This is a genomic window from Yoonia sp., from assembly GCF_014859355.1.
Taxonomy (GTDB): Bacteria; Pseudomonadota; Alphaproteobacteria; order Rhodobacterales; family Rhodobacteraceae; genus Yoonia.
This window is the reverse complement of record NZ_JACUUJ010000007.1, coordinates 64216-87769: the sequence shown is the minus strand read 5'-3', so window position 1 is coordinate 87769 and position 23554 is coordinate 64216. Positions and strand designations below refer to the sequence as shown.

Annotated in this window: 22 protein-coding genes and 1 tRNA gene; 7 read left to right on the top strand and 16 right to left on the bottom strand. The window is 60.0% G+C overall.

What is annotated here, in order from left to right; translation table 11 throughout:
• Positions 1 to 88: 88 nt before the first annotated feature.
• Positions 89 to 3835, bottom strand: coding sequence for a nitrate reductase subunit alpha (locus IBX59_RS04640; RefSeq protein WP_296372896.1), 3747 nt, complete (start codon positions 3833 to 3835; stop codon positions 89 to 91).
• Positions 3836 to 3899: 64 nt separating this feature from the next.
• A complete protein-coding gene (locus tag IBX59_RS04635; protein ID WP_296372894.1) occupies positions 3900 to 6623 on the bottom strand; it encodes an MFS transporter in 2724 nt (907 codons plus the stop codon).
• A gap of 256 nt (positions 6624 to 6879) precedes the next feature.
• Here IBX59_RS04635 and IBX59_RS04630 point away from each other — a divergent pair, with 256 nt between their 5' ends.
• Entirely contained in the window at positions 6880 to 7578 is a 699-nt protein-coding gene (locus IBX59_RS04630) for a cyclic nucleotide-binding domain-containing protein (protein WP_296372892.1), read from the top strand.
• 6 nt (positions 7579 to 7584) lie between these two features.
• Here the strand turns inward: IBX59_RS04630 and IBX59_RS04625 are convergent, their stop codons facing one another.
• The 4 genes from IBX59_RS04625 to IBX59_RS04610 are packed head-to-tail and all read right to left on the bottom strand — an operon-like array spanning position 7585 to position 10641.
• A complete protein-coding gene (locus IBX59_RS04625) occupies positions 7585 to 8250 on the bottom strand; it encodes an NnrU family protein (RefSeq protein WP_296372890.1) in 666 nt (221 codons plus the stop codon).
• 11 nt (positions 8251 to 8261) lie between these two features.
• Positions 8262 to 9467: an NnrS family protein gene (locus IBX59_RS04620; RefSeq protein WP_296372888.1), complete on the bottom strand. Its 1206-nt coding sequence runs from the start codon at positions 9465 to 9467 to the stop codon at positions 8262 to 8264.
• Entirely contained in the window at positions 9464 to 10111 is a 648-nt protein-coding gene (locus IBX59_RS04615) for a 5-formyltetrahydrofolate cyclo-ligase (protein WP_296372885.1), read from the bottom strand. Before IBX59_RS04615 ends, IBX59_RS04620 begins: the two co-directional genes overlap by 4 nt.
• A 44-nt stretch (positions 10112 to 10155) precedes the next feature.
• Complete coding sequence (locus IBX59_RS04610; RefSeq protein ID WP_296372883.1) at positions 10156 to 10641, bottom strand: hemerythrin domain-containing protein; 486 nt, start codon at positions 10639 to 10641, stop codon at positions 10156 to 10158.
• A gap of 107 nt (positions 10642 to 10748) precedes the next feature.
• On the opposite strand from IBX59_RS04610, the gene IBX59_RS04605 reads away from it, so the two are divergent.
• The 3 genes from IBX59_RS04605 (at position 10749) to IBX59_RS04595 (ending at position 12139) form a co-directional block, all read left to right on the top strand.
• A complete protein-coding gene (locus IBX59_RS04605; RefSeq protein ID WP_296372882.1) occupies positions 10749 to 11162 on the top strand; it encodes an Rrf2 family transcriptional regulator in 414 nt (137 codons plus the stop codon).
• Positions 11163 to 11624: 462 nt separating this feature from the next.
• The gene (locus tag IBX59_RS04600; RefSeq protein WP_296372880.1) at positions 11625 to 12011 is read left to right on the top strand and encodes an efflux RND transporter permease subunit; all 387 of its coding nucleotides are present in this window, start codon (positions 11625 to 11627) and stop codon (positions 12009 to 12011) included.
• Entirely contained in the window at positions 11948 to 12139 is a 192-nt protein-coding gene (locus tag IBX59_RS04595; protein WP_367119358.1) for a hypothetical protein, read from the top strand. Before IBX59_RS04600 ends, IBX59_RS04595 begins: the two co-directional genes overlap by 64 nt.
• A gap of 335 nt (positions 12140 to 12474) precedes the next feature.
• On the opposite strand, the gene IBX59_RS04590 is transcribed toward IBX59_RS04595, so the two are convergent.
• Positions 12475 to 12551: transfer RNA gene (locus IBX59_RS04590), tRNA-Arg, on the bottom strand.
• 120 nt (positions 12552 to 12671) lie between these two features.
• Here IBX59_RS04590 and IBX59_RS04585 point away from each other — a divergent pair.
• Positions 12672 to 14162, top strand: a complete 1491-nt coding sequence (locus tag IBX59_RS04585; RefSeq protein WP_296372876.1) for a fused MFS/spermidine synthase — start codon at positions 12672 to 12674, stop codon at positions 14160 to 14162.
• Between the two features lie 10 nt (positions 14163 to 14172).
• Here the strand turns inward: IBX59_RS04585 and IBX59_RS04580 are convergent, their stop codons facing one another.
• The 9 genes from IBX59_RS04580 to IBX59_RS04540 all read right to left on the bottom strand — a co-directional run bounded on the left by IBX59_RS04580 (position 14173) and on the right by IBX59_RS04540 (position 22341).
• Positions 14173 to 15396 carry a cysteine desulfurase gene (locus tag IBX59_RS04580; protein ID WP_296372874.1) on the bottom strand — a complete coding sequence of 408 codons (1224 nt, stop codon included), beginning with the start codon at positions 15394 to 15396 and terminating at the stop codon, positions 14173 to 14175.
• Positions 15393 to 15989, bottom strand: a complete 597-nt coding sequence (locus IBX59_RS04575; protein ID WP_296372872.1) for a YIP1 family protein — start codon at positions 15987 to 15989, stop codon at positions 15393 to 15395. Before IBX59_RS04575 ends, IBX59_RS04580 begins: the two co-directional genes overlap by 4 nt.
• Positions 15989 to 16489, bottom strand: coding sequence for a YIP1 family protein (locus IBX59_RS04570; RefSeq protein ID WP_296372870.1), 501 nt, complete (start codon positions 16487 to 16489; stop codon positions 15989 to 15991). The genes IBX59_RS04575 and IBX59_RS04570 overlap by 1 nt, the downstream gene beginning before the upstream one ends.
• Positions 16489 to 17775: a SufD family Fe-S cluster assembly protein gene (locus IBX59_RS04565; protein WP_296372868.1), complete on the bottom strand. Its 1287-nt coding sequence runs from the start codon at positions 17773 to 17775 to the stop codon at positions 16489 to 16491. Before IBX59_RS04565 ends, IBX59_RS04570 begins: the two co-directional genes overlap by 1 nt.
• Positions 17775 to 18530, bottom strand: a complete 756-nt coding sequence (sufC, locus tag IBX59_RS04560; protein ID WP_296372866.1) for a Fe-S cluster assembly ATPase SufC — start codon at positions 18528 to 18530, stop codon at positions 17775 to 17777. The genes IBX59_RS04565 and sufC overlap by 1 nt, the downstream gene beginning before the upstream one ends.
• A gap of 92 nt (positions 18531 to 18622) precedes the next feature.
• Complete coding sequence (locus IBX59_RS04555) at positions 18623 to 19132, bottom strand: hypothetical protein (protein WP_296372864.1); 510 nt, start codon at positions 19130 to 19132, stop codon at positions 18623 to 18625.
• A gap of 114 nt (positions 19133 to 19246) precedes the next feature.
• Entirely contained in the window at positions 19247 to 20770 is a 1524-nt protein-coding gene (gene sufB / locus IBX59_RS04550; protein ID WP_296372862.1) for a Fe-S cluster assembly protein SufB, read from the bottom strand.
• A 14-nt stretch (positions 20771 to 20784) separates the two neighbouring features.
• Complete coding sequence (locus IBX59_RS04545; protein ID WP_296372861.1) at positions 20785 to 21813, bottom strand: aminotransferase class V-fold PLP-dependent enzyme; 1029 nt, start codon at positions 21811 to 21813, stop codon at positions 20785 to 20787.
• Positions 21814 to 21879: 66 nt separating this feature from the next.
• Positions 21880 to 22341 carry an Rrf2 family transcriptional regulator gene (locus IBX59_RS04540; protein WP_296372859.1) on the bottom strand — a complete coding sequence of 154 codons (462 nt, stop codon included), beginning with the start codon at positions 22339 to 22341 and terminating at the stop codon, positions 21880 to 21882.
• A 169-nt stretch (positions 22342 to 22510) separates the two neighbouring features.
• Here IBX59_RS04540 and IBX59_RS04535 point away from each other — a divergent pair, with 169 nt between their 5' ends.
• Positions 22511 to 23164: an alpha/beta hydrolase gene (locus tag IBX59_RS04535; protein WP_296372857.1), complete on the top strand. Its 654-nt coding sequence runs from the start codon at positions 22511 to 22513 to the stop codon at positions 23162 to 23164.
• Between the two features lie 3 nt (positions 23165 to 23167).
• The gene (locus IBX59_RS15160; RefSeq protein ID WP_367119357.1) at positions 23168 to 23551 is read left to right on the top strand and encodes a hypothetical protein; all 384 of its coding nucleotides are present in this window, start codon (positions 23168 to 23170) and stop codon (positions 23549 to 23551) included.
• Positions 23552 to 23554: the final 3 nt, after the last annotated feature.

Sequence of the window (23554 nt, the reverse complement as noted above, 5' to 3'; positions counted from 1 at the left end):
GTCCACACGTTCTTGCAGGTGACGGAACAGGTGTGACACCCGATGCATTTGTCGAGGTTCAGAACCTTGCCGATTTGCGCGCGAACTCTCATTCTGCTGCCTCCACTTTGCGGGTTGTGGGCTGATCCAGCCAGTCAACCTTTTTCATTTTCCGAACGATGACGAATTCGTCACGATTGCTGCCCACGGTGCCATAATAGTTGAAACCGTAGGACAATTGCGCATAGCCGCCGATCATATGCGTGGGTTTCAGCGTGGTGCGGGTCACCGAATTGTGGATGCCGCCGCGATGGCCGGTCTTTTCGGACCCGGGCGTGTTCACGATCTTTTCCTGCGCGTGATACATAAACAGGGTGCCCTGCTTGATCCGCTGGCTTACCACCACCCGCGCGGTCAGCGCGCCGTTGATGTTATAGGCCTCGACCCAGTCGTTATCGACAAGGCCCGCCTTTGCGGCGTCCACCTCTGACATCCAGACCACCGGCCCGCCCCGGTTCAGCGTCAGCATCAGCAGGTTGTCGGAATAGGTGCTGTGAATGCCCCATTTCTGATGCGGCGTGATGAAGTTCAGCACCACATGCGGGCTGCCCTCGGCGGCGTCGTTGTTGACGGCCTTGGTGATGGTTTTCAGGTCCACCGGCGGGCGGTAGCTGACGAAACCTTCACCAAAGGCGCGCATCCACAGGTGATCCTGATACAACTGCTGGCGGCCTGTCAGGGTGCGCCACGGGATCAGCTCATGCACGTTGGTATAGCCCGCGTTGTAGCAGACATCTTCGCTTTCGATCCCCGACCATGTGGGCGAGGAGATGATCTTGCGCGGTTGCGCGGCAATGTCGCGAAAGCGAATTTTTGTATGATGCGCGCCTTCCGCCAGATGGGCGTGGTGGCGGCCGGTGGGTTTCTCCAGCTCCTCCCAGGCCTTCACGGCCACTTCGCCATTGGTCTCGGGCGCCAGCATCAAGATCATCTCGGCCGCGTCGATGGCGGTTTCCAGCTTCGCGTGGCCTTTCGAGACACCCTCGTCCAGCACCACCCCGTTCAGGTCGCGCAGATGGCCGACCTCAACCGATGTATCCCAGTTGATGCCCTTGCCGCCGTTGCCGAGCTTTTCCAGCAGCGGGCCGACAGACGTGAACTTTTTATAAAGGTTTGGATAATCCCGTTCGACCGCGATATAATTCGGCGCGGTCTTGCCGGGGATCAGGTCGCATTCGCCCTTTTTCCAGTCGCGAACATGGGCCTGCGCCAATTCGCCGGGGGTGTCGTGCAGCAGGGGAAGCTGGACGATGTCGGTCTCGACCCCCAGCACTTCGGGTGCGACCTCAGAGAACTTTTTGGCTATCGACTTGAAGATTTCCCAGTCCGATTTGCTTTCATATGCCGGATCAACCGCCGCTTGCAGCGGGTGGATGAACGGGTGCATGTCGGACGTGTTCAGGTCGTCCTTTTCATACCAACTGGCGGTCGGCAGCACGATATCGGAGTAGACGCACGTGGTGGACATGCGGAAATCAATCGTCACCAGCAGGTCGAGTTTGCCCTTGGGGGCCTCGTCATGCCAGACGGCTTCCTTCGGCATTACGCCGCCTTCTTCGCCCAGATCCTTGCCCATCACACCGTGATCGGTGCCCAGCAGGTGCTTGAGGAAATATTCATGCCCCTTACCCGACGATCCCAGCAGGTTAGACCGCCACACGAACAGGTTACGCGGCCAGTTTTCCGGCGCGTCCGGGTCTTCGCATGACATTTGCAGCGCGCCGGATTTCAGCTGTTCCGCCACATAGGCGGGAATGTCCCTGCCCGCCGCCTTGGCGGCTTTTGATACCTCCAGCGGGTTGGATTTCAACTGTGGGGCCGATGGCAGCCAGCCCATGCGTTCGGCGCGGATGTTGTAATCAATCAACGACACGTCCCAATCGCCCTTGGGCGCTGTGGGCGACAGGATCTCGCCCGCGCGCAGGGTTTCATAGCGCCACTGGTCGGTATGCGCATACCAGCAGGATGTCGAATTCATGTGCCGTGGCGGGCGCGACCAATCGAGCGCAAAGGCCAGCGGCTGCCAGCCGGTCTGCGGGCGCAGCTTTTCCTGCCCCACGTAATGCGACCATCCGCCGCCTTCCTGGCCGATACAGCCGCACATCACCAGCATGTTGATGATGCCGCGATAGGCCATGTCCATGTGATACCAGTGGTTCAGACCGGCCCCGAGAATGACCATGGACTTGCCATGGGTCTTTTCCGCATTGCCGGCAAATTCACGCGCCACGGCGATGATTTTTTCGGCAGCCACGCCGGTGATTTTCTCGGCCCACGCAGGGGTATAAGGGCTGTCGTCGTTGAAATCCTTCGACACCCAGTCGCCGCCAAGGCCCCGGTCCAACCCGTAGTTGGCGCAGAACAGGTCAAACACCGTGGCCACCAACGCGCTGGAGCCATCTGCCAGCGTGACGCGCCGCGCGGGGATGGCCCGGGTCAGCACCTCGGGGTGGTCGCATTTCACGAAATCGCCTGTGGCGGCACCGCCGAAATAGGGGAAATCGACGCCGACAATGTCGTCGTGATCGCCCTCCAGAATCTGGCTCAGTCGCAGATTGGCCTCGGCCCCATTTGCACGTTCCTCAAGGTTCCACTTGCCTTCCTCGCCCCAGCGAAACCCGATCGACCCGTTGGGGGCCACGATCTGGCCGCATGCCGCGTCATAGGCGACGGTCTTCCAGTCGGGGTTGTTTGCTTCGCCAAGTTTCCCGTCAAAGTCATCTGCGCGCAGCATCCGGCCCGGCACAAGGCGGCCGTCCGTTTCATCCAGCCGCACCAGCATCGGCATGTCGGTGTATTTGCGGGCATAGTCCTCGAAATACGCGGCCTGACGGTCCAGATGGTATTCGCGCAGAATCACATGGCCCATGGCCATCGCCAGTGCCGCATCGGTGCCGGCCTGCGGGTTTAGCCAGATGTCACCGAACTTGGCGGCCTCGGAATAGTCGGGGCTGACAACCGCCGATTTGGTGCCGCGATAGCGCACTTCGGTATAGAAATGCGCGTCGGGCGTGCGCGTCTGCGGCACGTTCGACCCCCAAAGCATCAAAAAGCCCGCGTTATACCAGTCGGCCGATTCCGGCACGTCGGTCTGTTCGCCCCAGGTCTGCGGGCTGGCTGGTGGCAGATCGCAATACCAGTCGTAGAAGGACATGCACGTGCCGCCCAGCAGCGACAGATAGCGCGAGCCTGCGGCATAGCTGACCATCGACATGGCCGGGATGGGCGAGAAGCCGAACACCCGGTCGGGACCATGGGTTTTCGCGGTATAGGCGTTGGCGGCGGCGACGATCTCGGTCGCCTCGTCCCAGGTGGCGCGCACAAAACCGCCCTTGCCGCGTGTCTTGGTGTAGCTGGCGCGCAAGGTGGGATCGTTCTGGATCGCAGCCCAGGCGGCCAAGGGCGTCATCGTCTCGCGCATTTTGCGCCATGCCCGCATCAGCGCACCCCGGATCAGCGGGTTTTTCACGCGGTTGGCGCTGTAAAGATACCAGCTGTAGGAGGCGCCGCGCGCACAGCCGCGCGGCTCGTGGTTGGGCAGGCCCGCGCGGGTGCGGGGATAGTCGGTTTGCTGCGTTTCCCACGTGACGATGCCGGATTTGACATAGATCTTCCACGAACACGACCCGGTGCAATTCACCCCATGGGTGGACCGCACGATCTTGTCATGCCGCCAGCGGTTTCTGTAGGTGTCTTCCCAGTCGCGGTTCTCGCGGGTGGTCTGCCCCCAACCGTCCGAGAATTGCTCCAGCTCCTTGTTCTGGAAGAAGTTCAGTTTGTCGAGCAGATGGCTCATTGGGTTGTCCTTTCGGGTGTCTGGGTCCGGGCGACGACCTGCGCCGCCCGAGTAATCGGTTGGGTCATTGTGCGGGTTGCGTGGCGGCACCTAGCGGCGCGCGGCCGTGTTCGATGTCGTGCAGCAAGCCACCGGGGCGCGTGTAGACGACCCAGGTAATGACGACGCAGATGGCGTAGAACACCAAGAAGGCCCAAAGCGCCCCCACGGCAGACCCGGTCATCGCGATGGATGTGCCATAGGCCTTGGGGATGAAGAAGGCGCCATAGGCCGCGATGGCCGACGTAAAGGCGGTGATTGCCCCTGCCTCCATCCCGATCTGGCGTTTGGTCTCATCCGCGGTCAGATGCGGCATCAGGCGCGGCACTTCGCGGCCCATGATCACCGGGATCATCTGGAAGGTGGACGCATTGCCGACCCCTGTCAGAAAGAACAGCGCCATGAAGCAGGCGAAGAACCCGACGAAAGACCCCAGTCCAAGGAAAGTGATCACGCCAAAGGTGGCCACGATCATCAGCGCAAAGGTCCACAAGGTGACGCGCCCGCCGCCAAAGCGGTCGCTGATCCAGCCGGTGCCGGCACGGCTGAGCGCGCCCACCAGCGGCCCAAGGAACACGAAGTTCAGCGCGTTCACCTCGGGGAAGGCCAGTTTGGTCAGCAGCGGAAAGCCCGCCGAATAGCCGATGAAGCTGCCGAAGGTGCCGGTATAGAGGACGCACATCAGCCAGTTGTGCTTGCGCCCGAAGATGACCGCCTGATCGGCAAAGCTGGCGCGCGCATCGGCAATGTCGTTCATGCCCAACCACGCGGCAATCGTCGCCACAAGGATGAATGGCACCCAGACAAAGCCCGCGTTCTGCATCCAAAGCTGCCCGCCGTCCGACATTGTCACAGGCGCGCCGCCCAAGGCGCCGAACACCCCCGCTGTGATGACGATGGGCACAAGGAACTGCATCACCGACACGCCCAGATTGCCCAGGCCCGCATTCAGCGCCAGCGCATTGCCCTTTTCGGCCTTTGGGAAGAAATATCCGATATTGGCCATTGAGGACGCAAAGTTGCCGCCGCCGAACCCGCACAATAGCGCCAGCACGAGGAAGATCAGGTAAGGCGTCTGGGGGTTTTGCACCGCATAGCCGATGCCAAGCGCAGGCAGGATCAGCGAAGCGGTCGAGAGTGTCGTCCATAGCCGCCCGCCAAAGATCGGCACCATAAAGCTGTAGAAGATGCGCAGCGTGGCACCCGACAAGCCCGGCAGCGCCGCCAACCAGAACAACTGGCCCGGCGTAAAGTCGAACCCAATGGCAGGCAGGCGCGCCACGACCACCGACCACACCATCCAGACCGAGAAGGCCAGCAGCAGTGCCGGGATGGAAATCCACAGGTTGCGGCGCGCGACGGCGCGGCCCTTTTCGGCCCAGAACTGCGCGTCCTCGGGGCGCCAGTCCTCCAGCACGCGGGGCATTTCGGTGCGTTCCGGGTGGTGGATGTCCTGCATCTCGGGCAGTTGCGGCAGACGGTCCAGCGCGTCACCATGGGCGGCCCGTTCCATTGCACGCACCGACAGGTGCATCCAGACCAGCGACACGGCCACCAGCACGAACAGCAGCGCAAAGCACGAGGTATAAATGCCCGTCAGGTCCAGCAGCGCGCCAAAGGCGATGGGCAGGACGAACCCGCCAAGGCCGCCGATCATACCCACAAGACCGCCGACCGCGCCCACGTGGTTGGGATAATAGACTGGGATATGCTTGAATACAGCGGCCTTCCCGAGGCTCATGAAAAAGCCAAGCCCGAAGAGCGTGACGATAAAGGGCCACAGACCCATCTGTGTGGAAAAGGCGATCGCGCCGTCCTTGCCCCGGATGATGTAATCGGTCGGCGGATAGGACAGCATGAACAGGAAGATCATGCTGAAGCCGAAGGTCCAGTACATCACCTTGCGCGCGCCGAACTTGTCCGACAAGACGCCACCATAGGCGCGAAACAACGACGCCGACAGGCTGAACGATGCCGCCGCCATGCCTGCAAAGCGCACATCGATGCCATAGACGTCGATCAGGTAATGCGGCATCCAAAGCGCCAGCGCGACAAACGCCCCGAAAACGAAAAAGTAATAGAGCGAGAAGCGCCAGACTTGCAGGTTCTTAAGCGGCGCGAACTGTTCAGCAAAAGAGGGGGCGTTGGCACCGGTCCTGCGGCGTTCAACAAGTTGGGGGTCGTCCTTGGCAAAGACGTAGAACAACACCCCGATGATCGCAAGGCCGGCCGCCCAGGCATTGGCCACACCCTGCCAGCCATAGGCCACCATGACGAACGGCGCGACGAACTTGGTGACCGCCGCACCGATATTACCCGCGCCGAAAATCCCCAGCGCGGTGCCCTGCCGGCCCGCCTCATACCATCGGCTGACATAGGCCACACCGATGATGAACGATCCACCCGCAAGCCCGATCCCGAGCGCTGCAACCAGATACATCACATAGGTATGCGCCAGCGTCAGCGCCCATGTCGCCAGCGCCGCAAGAATCATCTGCGCCGAAAACACCAACCGCCCACCATATTTCTCGGTCCAGACACCCAGAAAGATGCGGGTCAGCGACCCGGTCAGGATCGGCGTTGCGACCAACAGGCCGAATTGGGTGTCGTTCAGACCCAGTTCAGCCTTGATGGCGACACCGATGATGGAAAATATCGTCCAGACCGCAAAACAGGCGGTAAAGGCGATCGTGCTCAGGCTCAATGCGCGATTTTGATCGGCGCGCGAGGCTGTGGCGTGGGTCTGCATGGCGGATCTCCGGCAAGAAAAGCAATGTCACCCCTGCGTGGGGTTCAAGGCCAAACCTGCGGCCAGAACGGCGCACATGACTTGATCCAGATCATGAAATTACAAGAAAATACAATGAAATAAATGGTTTAGATAAATATATCATCCTGTGCGCCGGGGTGGGTCAAGGTTTCTGCCGCGATGATCAACTGAATGATTGACTTTTATCAATCAGCCTTGCAAGACTTGCCGCGTACGAGATTACGGATGGGACACCATGCCAAATCCAGAATACCAAGATATCCGTAAACTCGATCTGTTCTCGCAGATGGCGGATGATAATTTCACATCCTTGATGCGCGGCGCCTATGTGCAAAATTTCCCGGCGCAGATCGAATTGATCACCGAAGGAGAGCCGAGCGATTTCCTCCACGTTGTCATTTCCGGTTCGGTTGATCTGTTCTCAGTCTGGAACGGGCGTGATACCAGCATGGCCACGGTCCGCCCCATATCGACCTTCATTCTTGCTGCGACAATCAAGGATGCGCCCTATCTGATGTCGGCCCGCACGCTGGAAAAAAGCCGCATTGCGCTGATCCCCAGCCAAGACGTGCGCGCAATCTTCGACGCTGACAACAACTTTGCCCGCGCCATCGTCACCGAGCTGGCGCAGTGCTATCGCTCTGTCATCAAGGCGCAGAAGGATCTCAAGCTCAGAACCTCGCTCGAGCGGGTCGCGAACTACCTGCTCAGGCAACAAAGGCACGCTGGCGGCGGGCCGGTCTTCGCGCTTGATTTCGAAAAGCGCCGCCTCGCCTCGGTGCTGGGCATGACACCTGAAAACCTCAGCCGTGCCTTTAAGGGCCTGCAGCCCTATGGCGTTAAAGTGACTGGCACCCGCGTCACTATCGACAATCAGGCGGACCTTGAGAACTTTGCAAAACCCAATCCGCTGATCGACAGTTTCAAGTCCTGACAACCATCATGGCAAGGGGCTGACACCAAAAAGAACAGGATGCACCCAAAGAAACGCCGCGTAGAGGATAGCACCGGCCACGGCCCGCGCAGGAACTGTTCCCGACCTGCGCCAGAACGGGATCGGCGCGCTTTTGGCCACCAAGCGCAGGCGCTGCCACTCCGCCCCCATTTCACGACGCTTCCTGCGGTCGATCAGACGACCGCCAAGGACCGCAAAACCGGCAAAGGTGCCGAACACGATCACATGCGCCAGATCCCCATTCGGCACAACATGGGCCGCCGCCCAAAGCGCCAGCGCCAATAGCAGCGGATGACGTGACCAACGGACGATGCCGGGCTGCGCCGGGTCGAACTGTTCGTTGCGCGCGCCACCGAAGGAAAACGGGTTGGGCCGCCCGATGGACAGCGCAAGGATCAGGCAGACCGGCCCCATGACCGTCAGTGGCACATGGACCTGCCATGGCGCCCAGTCCCACAGGGTCACATGTGGCGCGCGGCCTGCCGCTGCGATCAGCCATGCCAGCACCGCAAGCGAGAAGGTAGAATAGGCCAGCGTGAAGCCGGAAGCGCCAAGTCGCGCCTGAATCCAGGGCCGCAGCGGCGGGCGCACGGGCAAGGAATGCGACAGCAAGAACACAACATAGGCCAGGGCGAACGCGAACCATTCCATCGGTGCGCGCCTCAGACCCGCTTGGCGGCAGGCAGGCGCAGCAAAACCGCACCATAAACGACGGCGAAGCCGCCGAAGGCCAGCATCCAGGACAGCCCCGCCAAAATGTTCAACGCGCCAGAGAATTCGGGCCATACGCCGCCCGCAACCCGCGCCAACACCGACAGGATCAGGGCCAGATAGATCGTGACAGTCCCCGCCCCCGCCGTCAGCGCCTGCCCGGTATGGCCGAGCGTGGCGCGTGTCATCACGGCCAGTGTCATCAACCCGACCGCCCCAGCCATCCAGAAATGTTGCGCGCCCGCCATCCCGAAAGACCCCAGAGCCAAGATTTCAGCGGCCAGTGCCAAGGCCCCCAGCGGCACAAAGGCATAGCCCGCGTGCAGCACCGTCACCAACGGTTCGGCAAAGGTCCGGTGCCCTTTCCAACGGGACAGGCGGACCGCGTGCAACACGCCCGCCAGGGCAAGAACCACCCCGGTCAGCGGTGCCAGCGGCAGGGCGCCCCACAACACCAACGCCAGCGCCAGCACCACCAGCGCCGCCTTGTCAAAGTGTTGCATCGGCGGCACCGGCAGGACTCCGCTGCGCCGTTTCACCAGCCAGTTGCGGGTGAAGGACGGCACCACACGGCCGCCGATCACGGCTATCATCATGATGCCCGCACCAAGGCCCAGCCGCAGGCCATAGCCTTGGGCGGCATAACCGCCCTGTGCCGCTTCCCAGTGAAACAGCGCGTTGCCGGCGATAAAGACCACCAGCATCGCCAGCACCATCAGGTTGCGCCAGTTCTTGGCCGCCACGATCTCGCGCGCGATCAGCAGCGCAAAGACCACCGGAAACGCCAAATCGACCGCCGCCCCCAGCAGGGGCGACAGCCCCGCCGAAACGGCGACCGCCCCGCGCCCCGCCAGCCACAGGCCCGCCAGCATCCCCAGCCGCCAGCCGACAATGGGCAAGCGACCCGTCCAGTTCGGCACCGCGGTCAGCAGAAAGCCCGCGACGACGGCCCCCAGATACCCGAACAGGAATTCATGCGCGTGCCATGACACCGGGTCGAAAGCGGTGGGCAACATCAGATGCCCCGATAGCATCGGCACCCAAAGCGCCACCGCCAGCACCGCCCAGACCGCCGCGCCGAAAAAGAACGGGCGGAACCCAAAGGTCAGGATCGCGGGGCCGGTCCAGGCGCGCATTTGTTCGGACGTGGTGCTCATTTGTCTGTCCTTGTTTCTGGCCTTGTGGCTGCGACGCCGTCCTCGGTCAGGATCAGGCCCAGCGGGATGTCATGGGGTTGCGGAAAGATCGTAGGCAAACGCGCGGCGGAAAATGCCACACCGATGGTCAGGGGGCGCGGCGAAAGCGCGGCCAGCGTCCGGTCGAAATATCCGCCACCCCAGCCCAGCCGATAGCAGCCGTCAGCCCACCCAAGGCAAGGCGCGAGTGCGGTATCAGGCACCAACTCATCGGCCTCGGGCGGGGGAACCGGGATGTTCCAGTCGCCGCGCACCAGTCTGGTCTGGGGTGTCCAGCGGCGAAAAACCAGCGGCGCGGCGCGCGTCTCGACCACCGGCAAGGCGATGGTGACGCCCGTGCGGTGCAGATCGGACAAGGCCGGGCGCAGGTCGGGTTCGCCCTTGATCGGCCAGTAGCCGGACAGGACGCATCCGCGCCCCACCCCGCGATCGGCCAGCACTGTCACCAGATGCCCCACGATCCTGTCCGAAACCTGCGCCCGCCCGGCTTGGCCCAGGCCCTCTCTCAGCGCGGCCAGCCGTGCCCGTTCGGCGCGACGCCAGCGCGCCACATCACGCGCCTGTTCGGGGTCAATGCCCAGCGGATCAAAATATGCGCGATCCACTTCTGCCGCCATGCAAGGCGGCGATGCATATGTGCCGTCCTTGGTCATCTTGCCGGCGCGAACCGGGGGAAAAACACGTCGTTTTCCAGCGCGATGTGGGCGGCCAGTTCATCAATCAGCGTCGTCGTGCCAACATAAAGGGACCGCCAGAACCCGCAGGCATGTTTTGGCGGTGTCAGATCGCCTGTCAGCTTGCGGATCAGCGATATGGACACGGCGTGATCATCATGATCGGCGCGCGTCACCGCTATGGGGTGTTCGATGCCCGCCCCGCCACCCACGCGCATGGCCGGAAACAGAATCATTTCTTCTTTGGTCATGTGATCTTCCATCTCGTGCGCAAGCCTTGTCAGGACACGGGCAAGACCCTTGGGGGCATCGGAATCATCGGCGTGAACCTGTTCGACGCGTGCGGCCAGAGGGATCAGCGATGCAAGGTCGGCCCTGTGCATCGCATGATAATTGGTCAGGATGTGGTCGATCAGGGCGCCGGTTTCCTGCGGCACTGCGGCTGTGGCATCGTCGTGCATGGCATGTCCCTTTTGTGGGAATCATCAGCACCGAGTGAATTCGGCATTTGATTTACCGATTAAACCATCGTAATACGCATTGCAAATACCAAATCAGGAACGCGACCATGCGCCTCACCTCTTTTACCGACTACGGTCTGCGTGTGTTGATGCGCATGGCGGGCACGCCAGGTCGCGCATTCACAGCCGCCGAGCTTGCCGCCGAGTTCGGGGTGTCGCGCAACCATCTGGCCAAGGTGATTTCGGCGCTGGCGGCGGCAGGTCTTCTGGAAACCCGGCGCGGGGGCGGCGGCGGGGCGATGCTGGCCCGCGCGCCTGCGGACATCCGCCTGGGCGATGTCGTCGCGATCCTCGAGACCGATCAGGCGCTGGTGGAATGCTTTGCCGCTGGCGCCAACGCCTGCACCCTGACCCCGCACTGCCGGTTGAAGGCGCGGCTGGCCCATGCCGAGGCGGTCTTCATCGACGACCTTAACCACAGCACCCTGGCCGATTGCCTCTATCGCCCCGAAAGCGCCTGACGCGCCAACAGCGCGATGCCGCCCGAAAGAACCGTCAGCAGGCCAGAGGCAGTCGCAAAACCCCCGCAATGCGCAGCACATTACCTTGTGACTTCATCGAAAACGCCCTCCTGCACCTTTCGCTCTTGCGCGCTTTGACGGCCCGACATGTATAACCTTTTGTGAGTTATAGATCACCAACATACACGATTGACAGCTGCAACCTCTATCCCGAGTCGCCACCGTTGCGGTCGATCTGCCCGGCGCCGAGACACGGGCCAGCATCGCAGAGGTTACCGTGGCGCGGGGTTGGGACAGCATCACACGCCGCAACGGTCTGCGCGCACTGACCGATGCGGCCGAAGTGCACGGCCGGATTGGCAATGGTGACGCGATCATCGCACGGCTGGCTGACGAATTTCTGCCCGGTCTGGTGGCCACACCCCCGGCCTCATCTTCGAGATCGGCGGGCAAGCCGCGAATTTGGCGAAAACCGTCGGCTCCTTCCTGCGCGGGTTCCTGATCGGGCTCGTGGGTATCTATCTTGTGCTCAGTTTCCATTTCCACAGTTACGTCGCGCCGCTGATCGTGATGATGACCATTCCGCTGGCATTTCTGGGCGCGATCTGGGGCCGTGTTCTGATGGGCTACAAAATCGCGATGCCGTCGCTGGTAGGCGCGGCGTCACTTGCGGGCATTGTGGTGAACAACGCCGTCGTACCGAAGGACTTTCCGCAGCGCTGGCCGCAGGCTAGGCCGTGCGGTCGCGGTTCCGCCCGATCTTCGTCTCGGTGTCGATCACGATCATGGGCATGGCGCCCCACCTGCTGGAGACCTCGACCCAGGCACAGACACCCAAGCCATCGGTGATCTCGATCGTCTTCGGGCTCTTGGCGGCAATGGTCCTGATCCTGTTGGTGATGCCGGCGTTCTACACAACGCTTGAGGACATACGGCCAAGGACACCGCGCCATGCTACCGTTCCAAAAAGTCGCTGACACCGCCCCGACTCCGCAAGAGACACGAACAGTGGGAACTGGCGAAAACCGAAGCAAATTAACAAGAAAACGTTTATTTCGCCGCAATTTTCGGGCGCATTTCGCCCGGTCGCAAGCTGGACACCCAGCGGCGGTCGCGACCCCAAATAACCTGCAATGGAACACACCTGGCTGACAGTCACGCGCCTTCGCCCATTTGGCCGCACGAAAGATTCGATGGGTTATCGATACAGACTCAGGTCACTGCCGCGATTGCACTGCTTACGCGACTTTTCCACATAAGCGTAAGGTCCACAAATGCGCGGAATTGTAAGTTATTTATATATCCTGATTTTTGGTGCACCCGAGAGGATTCGAACCTCTGGCCTCTGCCTTCGGAGGGCAGCGCTCTATCCAGCTGAGCTACGGGTGCATTGCGGTTCTCTTACGCGTTCTTTCCGGTTGCTGCAACGGCCTGTTTTCGAAAATTTCAGGGTTGTCGTCATGGTCCACAACGCGCAATGTCACGTGACCCGAAATCCAGAGAAAACCAATGCGCACACCACCTTTATTTCTTCTTGTCTTGTTACAAGCTACTGTTTCAGCCGCATCGTTGGTTGTTGAAATCGTCGCCGGGCGGATGCTGGCACCCTATGTCGGCATGTCGCTTTATACGTGGACAGCGATCATTGCGGTGGTGCTGGCGGGATTTTCCGCAGGGCATTGGTGGGGCGGGCGACTGGCCGAACGCATAGGCGAAGATGCGCTGCGCCGCACCGGCTGGATCTTGCTGGCGGCGGCGCTCAGCACTGCGGGGGCGAGCGCGCTTCTTGCGATGACGGCAGGACCGATCCTGAATATTGTCGGGCATCCTGTCTGGTCGATCGTGATCATTGCAATGGCGGTGTTTTTTCTGCCGTCACTTTTCGCCGGCGTGCCTGCGCCGGTGCTGACGCAGATCGCGATTTCAGGTCAGGCGCGCTCTGGCCGGGCGCTGGGGGCGCTTTTTGCCTCGGGGGCAATCGGGGCGATTGCCGGGACGTTGCTGGCGGGCTTTGTCTTTATTTCGTGGTTGGGATCGACCGGCACGCTGGCCGTTGTGACGCTGGCTTATATCGGCACCGCATTGATCTGCCTGAGACTGGGGCGCGCGCGGCTCGTCTGGCCTTTGCTGTTGGCGCTGGCTGCGCTGGGTCTTGCGGCGCGTGGGGCCTTTGCCTCTGGCCCATGCGATGTGGAAAGCCACTATTTCTGCATCCGCACCGTTGATGTCAGTGCCGACCCGGCCTTTCCGGTGCGGTTGATGGTGATTGACCACCTTGTTCACGGGATCAGTGCGCAAAATACCCCCGATGTGGCCTTTACCGAACATGCCGCGATGCTTCAGTCGCTGGCGGCTCTGCGTGCGCCACGGCCGGACTTCAGCGCATTTTTCATTGGCGGCGGGACCTATTCGGTCCCGCGGGCGCTTCATGCCACGGGCGCAGGTCCGCTGACCGTGGCCGAAATTGACCCAATGGTGACACAGGTCGCCATGCGTGACTTCTGGTTCGATCCCGCCAGCGCCACGGTCTTGCACGAAGATGCCCGCACCGCCCTGCGGGGCCGTCCGGCGGCAACCTATGATCTGATCATCGGGGATGCCTTTACCGATATCGCCGTGCCGGCGCATCTGATCACGCAGGAATTTTTCAAGCTGGTCAAATCCCGGCTGAACCCGCAGGGCAGTTACCTCATGAATGTCGTCGATTTCGAGGATCGGCTGGATACATTGTCAGCATTCGTGCGGACATTACAAACGACGTTTCCCACGGTCGAGGTTTGGACGCAACAGATTGTGCCAGATCCCGGTGCGCGCATGGTTTTCATCGTTGTGGCGGGTGATGCGCCAACGCGGGTTGACAGTTTTGTCGCCCCTGCCCCTGATCCGATGATCTTTGGCGCATTGGCACAGTCTTGGGTTGACCAGCTGGTTGCGCGGTCGGACCTGATCCTGACGGACGACTATGCGCCCGTTGACCGCTTGATGGGGCGCACGGACTAAACCGCGCGCGTTACGCAAACAGATCGTGGCAAAGCTCCAACGCCTCGATCAGCACATCCACCTCTTTCGTTGTGTTATACATGCCAAAAGAGGCACGGCAGGTCGCTGTCGTGCCCATGTGATCCATCAGCGGCATGGCGCAATGGCTGCCCGCGCGCACAGCCACGCCTTTTTTATCCAGCACGGTGGAAATATCATGCGCGTGCGCTGCACCATCCAGCGTAAAGGAAAAAATCGCCCCCTTGTTTGCCGATGTGCCCTGCACGCTAAGCCAGTTCAACCCGTCCAGCCGGTCGCGGGCATAATCGCGCAAGGCGTGTTCGTGCGCTGCGATATTTTCCATACCGACATTTGTCATATAATCCAGCGCCACACCCAGCCCGATCATCTGGACAATGCCAGGTGTGCCTGCCTCGAATTTCATCGGCGGATCGTTCCACGTGACCGTATCGCGCCCGACTTCGCGGATCATGTCACCGCCCCCCATAAAGGGACGCATTTCCGCCATTCTTTCCTGGCGCACGTAAATCGCGCCAGAACCTGAAGGCCCATAAAGCTTGTGCCCTGTGATCGCATAGAAATCGCAACCGATATCCCGCACATCAACAGGCAGATGCACCGCCGCCTGTGACCCGTCCACCAGCACAGGCACACCTTTCGCATGGGCACCCTGCGTGATCGTCTTCACATCCACCACCGTGCCCAACACATTCGACATATGGGTCATGGCAACCAGCTTGGTTTTTGGGCTGATGGCGTCAATCACCTTTTGCGGGTCCAGATCGCCGTTACTGTCAACTTCAACCCATTTGATCACCACGCCTTGCCGTTCGCGCAGGAAATGCCATGGCACGATATTGGCATGGTGTTCCATGATCGACAGCACGATTTCATCGCCTGCCTGCATCCGCGGCATGGCCCAGCCATAGGCCACCATATTGATGCCTTCGGTGGTGCCCGAGTTCATGATGATCTCGTCCTCTGACCCGGCATTCAGAAACCGCGCGATCGTGCCGCGCACGCCTTCGTATTTTTCGGTCGCAAGGTTGGACAGGTAATGCAGGCCGCGATGCACATTGGCATATTCATCGCTGTAGGCGCGGGTAATCGCATCAATCACCACCTGCGGTTTCTGCGCCGAGGCCCCGTTATCAAGGTAAACCAGTGGCTTGCCGTTCACCTGACGCGACAGGATTGGGAAATCAGCGCGTATCTTTGCCACATCAAAGGTCATATTGTTCCTCCGGGCACATTCACGCCCACAACCGCAAGGATCATCGCCGCGCCGATCGCGGTGCCGATCAGGGCCAGCACAAGGGTGAACAGCGCCTTTCCCCGGCTTTCAAACCCATGCAATACATTAATAAAATTCAACATGCACCAGAACAAGACAACCAAGGATGCCATGCCGAACAGGCCACCCAGAAACGGGCTGACCAGCACAAGCAAGACCTGCACCGCCTCGAAAACCAGACTGATCACCTGAAACCAGACCATCAGCGTCAGCGTTGCGTCAAAGCTGCCCTGCCCGCCCAACATCCGGCCAAAGGCCTGAATGGAAATCACGAACAACACCAGAAACGACCCCACCAAAATGGTGTAAGTGAACGGCGTCAGCATGATGCCCTGTTGTTCTAGCGCATCCGGCACGGGCGACAGCATTTGCATCGTCGCCAGCAACAGAACATTCAACACCGTTACCAGCGCCAGGGCCGACCACAACGCGCTGCGGTCCCACTGTGTGGCCAGCACCTCGCGCGCGACAACCGCCGGTTCGGCGACGGACCGCCCCACCATGTTCAACAAATTCTGAAAATTAAATGCCATCAGTCGCTTTCCGCCTCGCGCAGGGATTGCACCCAGATGTACCCAAAGACCACAGCCCATGCAGCCCCCACCAGGGTGGATTGTATGCCAGGCCCAAGCAGGCCCCGCACCAGACCGTGTAGCAGCAAAAGAGGTGTCGTCGCCAGCAAAGTCCAGAAAAAAGCCAGCCGCGCGCCATACCAGCTGCCTTGCCCGCCGAACGCCTTCGCCACCAGCCGCGACAGTGCCGCCACCGCATAAAGAGCCAACGGCAAAATGATGACGACCGCATAAAACGTATAGGTCATCATGCCTTCAAAATTGATGTCACCGGGCCATGGAGATGGTTCAAAACCCGCTTGAATGCGTGACAGACGCGGCCATTGCGCCACGAAGATCAGGAAACACCCGATCAACAGATAGGCAATTGCCCGATCTTCGCGTTTGCCCTGATCAAGCAGGTCACGCATCACGGCACGCGGCGCGCGCCAGCTGCGCAACATGTCACCGGTCACCGACATCAGCGATGACGCGCCAGCCAGGATTCCAGTCGATCACGCAGATCGTTGGCCAAGGCCGGATCTGCAATTTCTTCCAGCGATTCAGCCAGAAAGGCCAAGGTCAGCAAATTGCGCGCCTGATCCGCAGGCACACCGCGCGACCGCAGATAATACAGCGCCGTTTCATCAATTGCCCCGGTGGTTGACCCATGCGAACAGGCCACATCATCGGCGTAGATTTCCAATTCCGGCTTGGCAAGGAATTGACTGTCATCATCCAAAAGCAACGACTGGCTGATCTGATAGCCATCCGTTTTCTGCGCGCCCTGTTTCACAAGGATCTTGCCCTGAAACACGCCCACCGCCCCGTTGCGCAACACCTTTTTGAACACCTGGCGGCTTTCGCCGCGCAGCGCGTCATGGGTGACGAACACCGTGTCGTCGTGGTGAAAATCATGCCCGTCGCCGACGCAAGCCCCCGCCACATGGGCGGTTGCATCATCGCCAACAATGTCAATCACACATTCATTCCGCGTCAGCACGCCGTTAAAGGTCAGCGTAAAGGACTTGAATGTGCTTTGGGCAGAAATCCTTGCAAAACAATGGGTTACAGCACGACGTTCATGATCGCGCCCCTGCACCCGCACGTGGTGAAACGCGCCACCTTCGGCCACATCCACCTCAAGACATTTCGAAAACCGCGCCGCCGCCGGGCCAGTTTCCAGCAATGTCACCTCTGCACCTGCATCGACCTTGACCAGATTGTGCAGCACAACGTCAGATGCCGGATCACTGTGCAGATAGATCAGGTTGATCGGCTTGGCTGCCTTGGCCGTTGCATGAATAACCACACCATCGGTGGCCATTGCCGTGTTCAGCGCCGCCAGCGCCCGTTCGACGGGTTTTTGGCCGCAGGTTTCCAGCACGCCGTAAATATCCCTGGCCCAATGAATATCCGCCGCCATCACATCGGCCAGCCGTTCGATCACGACCCCTTCAACGGTCAGATCGTCGGACGCAGCCGCATCCAGAATACCATCGACGAATACGATTTTCACGCGGTCGACGGCATCAAACAGCGGTGCCTCATCCGTATCAAACAAGGCCGCCGCAGGCGCATCCACCGCCGTCAGCGATGTCGGATCGGTGAATTTCCAATATTCATCCCGCCGGGTCGGCAGGCCCATCGCACGCACACGCGCCAAGGCATCAGCCCGCGCCGCATTTGCCCAAGCAGCACCCGTAGGCAGCGTCACATCCGCCAGCCGCGCCGCTGTCGTGTCCTGTTTCAGTTTTGCCAACGCCATCAGGCCACCTCTGTCAGGATATCTGCGTAACCGTTGTTTTCAACCTCAAGCGCCAATTCGGGGCCGCCGGTTTTGATGATGCGGCCATCGGCCATGATATGCACCACATCGGGTTTGATATGATCCAGCAAACGCTGATAGTGGGTGATCACCAGAAACGACCGCCCTTCGGACCGCAGCGCGTTCACGCCTTCTGCCACCAGTTTCATCGCATCGACATCCAAGCCGCTGTCGGTTTCGTCCAGAATGCACATCTTGGGTTCCAGCATCGCCATTTGCAGGATTTCATTGCGCTTTTTCTCGCCGCCGGAAAACCCGACGTTGACCGGACGTTTCAGCATTTCGGCGTCAATTTTCAGGCTTTTGGCTTTTTCGCGCACAACCTTCAGAAAATCCCCAGCGCTCAGTTCATCCTGCCCGCGCGCCTTGCGTTGGGCGTTCACCGCTGTGCGCAAAAATGTCATGTTGCCCACACCGGGAATTTCGACCGGGTACTGAAAGGCCAGAAACAAACCGGCAGCAGCACGTTCTTCGGGCGCCATGGACAGCAGATCAACACCGTCCAGCGTTGCCGACCCGTCGGTCACGACATAACCGTCGCGCCCGGACAACACATAGGACAGGGTTGATTTGCCCGACCCGTTTGGCCCCATGATCGCATGCACCATACCAGGCGCGATGTTCAGATCCACCCCTTTGAGGATTTCTTTATCTTCTTCTTCCAGTTTGACCTTCAGGCCCTTGATTTCCAGCATCTATTTCTCCTCAAAACGGTTATACGGCGGAACGGGAAAAGCCCCCGCACGGCGCGCGCCGTCGGAAGCATTTCCCAACAATGTAAACGGGATCAGAGGTTGATCGTCACGTCCTGCAACACCGGCAAACCGGGCTCTGTCGTGTCGCGCACGCTCTGCACGTAGTCGGCTGAATAGATCACCGCCATCTGGTCGGGATAATACCACATCAGATTGTGCCCCAGTCCCAGCACGGCGACCACGCCAAGCGCCTGCGCCACGCGGTAACGCAACAACCGGTATCGCAGCCCGCCCGTGACCGTCAGAACGATCAGCAATGCCAGCAAAAGATCGACAAACAGCGCGGCATTGCCGGGTTCTGTCAGCCCAAGACCGCGCAACCGCAACACTTGCGCGACAATCACCGCCCCTGCGCCAATCACCACTGACAAGCCAAACGCCTTGAACGATGGCCGCTTTGCCTTGGCGGTCCGCCGAATGGTTTCGTGCGATACGCGCTTGGGTATATTCATACCCAGTTCGGGGTCGAAATAGGATGTATTTCGCGCACTGTTGATCCGCTTGATCCGGCTGTTGAAATCGTCCAACCCACTGACTGACATGGCCTTCGTCTCCACCGCTCCGATATGATGTCGGGTATCGGCAGTAACTACGGCAATATCGCGGCCCCGCCGTGACGGTCCGGCGACGATTTGGTGCAACTGTCCCAAACATGATCAGCCAACCGACCCTTCCAGCGAAATGGCCACCAGCGCCTGCGCCTCCATGGCAAATTCCATCGGCAGGGCTTGCAGCACCTCTTTGCAAAATCCATTCACAACCAGCGCCACCGCCTCTTCTTCGTCCATGCCGCGCGACCGGCAATAGAACAGTTGGTCGTCGTCCACCTTGGATGTCGTCGCCTCGTGTTCGACGCGGCTAGAGTTATTCTTGACCTCGATGTAAGGCACCGTATGCGCCCCGCATTTATCGCCGATCAACAGACTGTCGCATTGGGTATAGTTACGGCTGTTTTTAGCCTTGGGGTGCATCGACACCAACCCGCGATAGGTATTCTGCGCCTGGCCTGCCGAAATGCCCTTGGATACTATCCGGCTTTTGGTGTTCTTGCCCAGATGCACCATCTTTGTGCCGGTATCGGCCTGCTGCATGTTGTTGGCGATCGCGATGGAATAGAATTCGCCCTGTGAATCATCCCCGCGCAAAATGCAGCTTGGGTATTTCCACGTCACGGCAGATCCGGTTTCAACCTGAGTCCACATCACCTTGGCCCGGTCGCCCCGGCAATCGGCGCGCTTTGTGACAAAGTTATAGATACCGCCAACACCGTTTTCATCACCGGGATACCAGTTTTGCACGGTGGAATATTTCACCTCGGCGTCTTCCTCGACGATGATTTCAACAACCGCGGCATGCAACTGCGCCACATCACGCTTGGGCGCTGTGCAGCCTTCCAGATAGGACACATAAGACCCTTTGTCGGCGATGATCAGCGTGCGTTCAAACTGGCCGGTGTTTTCGGCATTTATGCGGAAATAGGTGGACAGTTCCATCGGGCAGCGCACACCGGGCGGGATGTAAACAAACGACCCGTCCGAAAACACGGCACTGTTCAGCGTTGCATAAAAGTTATCCGAAGGCGGCACGACAGACCCGAGGTATTTCTTGACCAGGTCGGGATGCTTTTCGATCGCTTCGGAAATCGAACAGAAAATCACACCGGCCTTTTTCAATTCCGCCTGAAACGTCGTGCCGACAGACACGGAATCAAACACCGCATCCACCGCGACCTTGCGGCCTTCGGCGGGCGTGTTTTCGGCCCCCTCGACACCGGCCAAAATCGCCTGTTCCTTCAGCGGGATCCCCAGCTTGGCATAGGTCGCCAGCAGTTTCGGATCGACCTCATCCAGCGACTTGGGCTTTTCTGCCATGCTTTTGGGGCGGGCATAATAATAGATGTCCTGAAAGTCGATCTTGGGATAGCTGACCATCGCCCATTTGGGTTCGTTCATCTGGCCCCAACGGCTAAAGGCCGACAGACGCCATTCGGTCATCCAGTCGGGTTCGTTGTTCTTGGAAGAAATCAACCGCACGATGTCAGGGTTCACGCCCTTGGGGGCGTAATCCATCTCGATTTCGGTATTCCAGCCGTGCTTGTAGGTGCCAGACAGTTTCGAAACAGCATCTACCGTTTCCTGATCGACACCTTCCTTGACGTCCACATCATCCAAAGCAGCCATTGTTCTTCCTTCCATCAGGCAGCCATACGCGCCCGTTTTTTCGTCCAGGCCTCTGCGAAACGCAGAACCTGATCTTCTGTCGTGGCGATCCCCAGCGACACGCGCAATGCGCAGGCCGCAAGATCATCGTTCAATCCCAAAGCGCGCAACACGCGGCTTGTCTTGACCTTGCCGCTGGAACAGGCCGACCCCGCCGATACGGCAAACCCCGCCAGATCCATCGCCATCACTTGCGTCTCGCCTTTCCACCCCGGCGTGACAAAACAACTGGTGTTGGGCAAACGGTCATTTTCTTTCCCGACAAAAATAGTGCCCTTTTCAGTGTCAGCAATGGCCTTTTCTAGAATATTTCTAAGTTGTGCAACCCGTTCCCAGCGTCCTGCGGCCAAATCAGCCTGCGCCGCGATGGCCGCCGCCCCCATTCCGGCGATGCCGATCACGTTTTCGGTGCCTGACCGGCGCCCCATTTCCTGCCCACCACCCCGAATTTGCGCAGCTATATCCGTGCCTTGAGGGAAAACCAATGCACCCACACCCTTGGGGCCGCCAAACTTGTGCGCCGACAAAAACACCATGCCGACACCGACCCATGAAAAAGCAAAAGGCACGCGCCCAAATCCTTGCGTAATGTCCGACACAGCCAATCCGGCGGGCAGTGCCTGCAATATTCCGGTTTCGGAATTGGCCAGCTGCACCACCGATTGCGCCGGATCATCCACAATCACCCGGCCATCCACCACCGGCAAAACTGGATCAACCCAGGCATGAACCGCATCATGTTCAATCGGTGCCCCGCGCAAACCGCGCCCCGCCAGTGCCAGCGCCGCGGCTTCTGTCGCCCCGGATGTAAACACCACATCCGCTCCTGATGCGCCCACGGCATCTGCCACCTGCGCGCGCGCGCGCTCGACAATCGCCTTTGCCTTGCGCCCTTCTGCATGCACCGACGACGGGTTACCCACCACATCCATTGCCGCCAGCATTGCCGCGCGCGCCTCGGCCCGCAGCGGGGTTGTGGCGTTATGATCCAGATAGGCTCTCATGGCTTCATCTTGGCCAGAAAACTCCGGGGGAGGCCCGCAAGGGCCGGGGGCAGCGCCCCCTCTGCATCAGTCATCATCGACGACCTCGAACAAGGCAGGCACGGCAGGGCAAGGCGCAAGACCATTGTCAACCACATCCGACAAACGCGCCTGGTGCAAAAACACATAGACATGCGCGCTCAATCCTTCCCACAATCGGTTGGTCAGCGATTGCGCCCGGCTGCCCGAGGTGCCCCCTGATACACCGGCCCCCTTGTGCATGGCCGAAACGGTTTCATCCACCGCCGCCAGAATATCAACAACACGAATATCCGACGCAGGCCGCGCCAGCCGATACCCCCCGCCCGGCCCGCGCACCGAATCCACCAGCCCGGCGCGGCGCAGCTTTACAAACAACTGTTCCAGATAGGGCAGCGAAATATCCTGCCGCTTGGAAATCTCGGTCAGGTTCACCAGGCTGTCCTTGGGTTGCAAGGCAAGATCGGCCAGCGCAACCATGGCATAGCGCCCTTTGGTGCTCAGCTTCATGATCTCTCTCCTGTTGCGGAATCGGGCGACTCCATTGACGCGACGCGGCTGCGTGATTACTTCATCAAAAGCCACAGATCAGGAATAAATCCCGGATTTAGAATCTTTCTAATGTGCCTGAGCATTTTCGTCAAGAATTTGCATGGCCCACAGCAATAACGGAACCCGCATGCCCGAAGTCATTTTTCCCGGACCCGAAGGGCGCCTTGAAGGGCGTTACCACCCCCAAAAAGACCGCGACGCACCCATTGCGATCGTTCTGCACCCCCATCCGCAGTTTGGCGGGACCATGAACAACCGCGTGGTTTATAACTTGCATTATGCTTTTTATAACATGGGCTTCACCGTGTTGCGGTTCAATTTCCGCGGCGTGGGCCGGTCGCAGGGCGAATACGATCAGGGCGTGGGCGAATTATCAGATGCCGCATCGGCGCTGGACTATCTGCAATCCATGAACAGCAATTCCAAACATTGCTGGGTTGCAGGTTTTTCCTTTGGGGCGTGGATCGGGATGCAGCTGCTGATGCGCCGCCCCGAAATCACCGGTTTCATTTCAGTCAGCCCCCCGGCGAATATGTATGATTTCAGCTTCCTGGCCCCCTGCCCGGCATCCGGCCTGATCATCAACGGATTAAACGACCGTGTCGCCCCGCCGCAAGACACTGTCAGCCTGGTCAACAAACTGCACGAACAAAAGGGCATCACCGTCACCCATGATGAAATGGCAGGCGCAGGTCACTTTTTCGAAGACCCCCATATGGACCCGATGATCAGCACAGTGAAATCCTACGTCAAACGCCGCCTGACAGAAACAACGAGGTAGCGGATGGCTGACGCTTATGTTGACAAGGTCGCAAATGAACTGGCTGATCTGGCGCTGGCCGATCAAAAGGCGTCGGGCGATATCGGCATTGTTGACATGATCGGCGAAGTTCTTGGCGCGTCGTCCCAGACCCTTCAGGAAAGCTATCTGACAGCAGTGCGCGTCCGCCGCGCCGAGGAACGCGCCCGCGAAATCCTCGCACAGCGTGCCGCCAGCGGATACGCCCCGCCGCCGAAACCCAAACCGGCCCCGCTGCAACATGCCGGTGACGCCCCCGCCGCCGACGCGCCAGCGCCGCAGGACGCCGCCCCCCAAGGCCCGCCAATGTCAAAGCCAAGCCACCCTGACGCGCCCGCGCCCAATATGCCGCGCCGCGTGACCCGCTGAACA

What these genes read in the sequence shown, in the direction of transcription:
- sufC (WP_296372866.1), bottom strand. Translation starts at nt 18,530, where the DNA reads ATGCTGGAAATCAAGGGCCTGAAGGTCAAACTGGAAGAAGAAGATAAA.
- IBX59_RS04605 (WP_296372882.1), top strand. Translation starts at nt 10,749, where the DNA reads ATGCGCCTCACCTCTTTTACCGACTACGGTCTGCGTGTGTTGATGCGC.
- IBX59_RS15160 (WP_367119357.1), top strand. Translation starts at nt 23,168, where the DNA reads ATGGCTGACGCTTATGTTGACAAGGTCGCAAATGAACTGGCTGATCTG.
- IBX59_RS04545 (WP_296372861.1), bottom strand. Translation starts at nt 21,813, where the DNA reads ATGAGAGCCTATCTGGATCATAACGCCACAACCCCGCTGCGGGCCGAG.
- IBX59_RS04580 (WP_296372874.1), bottom strand. Translation starts at nt 15,396, where the DNA reads ATGACCTTTGATGTGGCAAAGATACGCGCTGATTTCCCAATCCTGTCG.
- IBX59_RS04640 (WP_296372896.1), bottom strand. Translation starts at nt 3,835, where the DNA reads ATGAGCCATCTGCTCGACAAACTGAACTTCTTCCAGAACAAGGAGCTG.
- sufB (WP_296372862.1), bottom strand. Translation starts at nt 20,770, where the DNA reads ATGGCTGCTTTGGATGATGTGGACGTCAAGGAAGGTGTCGATCAGGAA.
- IBX59_RS04565 (WP_296372868.1), bottom strand. Translation starts at nt 17,775, where the DNA reads ATGGCGTTGGCAAAACTGAAACAGGACACGACAGCGGCGCGGCTGGCG.
- IBX59_RS04555 (WP_296372864.1), bottom strand. Translation starts at nt 19,132, where the DNA reads ATGTCAGTCAGTGGGTTGGACGATTTCAACAGCCGGATCAAGCGGATC.
- IBX59_RS04625 (WP_296372890.1), bottom strand. Translation starts at nt 8,250, where the DNA reads ATGGAATGGTTCGCGTTCGCCCTGGCCTATGTTGTGTTCTTGCTGTCG.
- IBX59_RS04570 (WP_296372870.1), bottom strand. Translation starts at nt 16,489, where the DNA reads ATGTCGGTGACCGGTGACATGTTGCGCAGCTGGCGCGCGCCGCGTGCC.
- IBX59_RS04540 (WP_296372859.1), bottom strand. Translation starts at nt 22,341, where the DNA reads ATGAAGCTGAGCACCAAAGGGCGCTATGCCATGGTTGCGCTGGCCGAT.
- IBX59_RS04620 (WP_296372888.1), bottom strand. Translation starts at nt 9,467, where the DNA reads ATGAGCACCACGTCCGAACAAATGCGCGCCTGGACCGGCCCCGCGATC.
- IBX59_RS04575 (WP_296372872.1), bottom strand. Translation starts at nt 15,989, where the DNA reads ATGGCATTTAATTTTCAGAATTTGTTGAACATGGTGGGGCGGTCCGTC.
- IBX59_RS04610 (WP_296372883.1), bottom strand. Translation starts at nt 10,641, where the DNA reads ATGCACGACGATGCCACAGCCGCAGTGCCGCAGGAAACCGGCGCCCTG.
- IBX59_RS04630 (WP_296372892.1), top strand. Translation starts at nt 6,880, where the DNA reads ATGCCAAATCCAGAATACCAAGATATCCGTAAACTCGATCTGTTCTCG.
- IBX59_RS04635 (WP_296372894.1), bottom strand. Translation starts at nt 6,623, where the DNA reads ATGCAGACCCACGCCACAGCCTCGCGCGCCGATCAAAATCGCGCATTG.
- IBX59_RS04585 (WP_296372876.1), top strand. Translation starts at nt 12,672, where the DNA reads ATGCGCACACCACCTTTATTTCTTCTTGTCTTGTTACAAGCTACTGTT.
- IBX59_RS04595 (WP_367119358.1), top strand. Translation starts at nt 11,948, where the DNA reads ATGGGCATGGCGCCCCACCTGCTGGAGACCTCGACCCAGGCACAGACA.
- IBX59_RS04535 (WP_296372857.1), top strand. Translation starts at nt 22,511, where the DNA reads ATGCCCGAAGTCATTTTTCCCGGACCCGAAGGGCGCCTTGAAGGGCGT.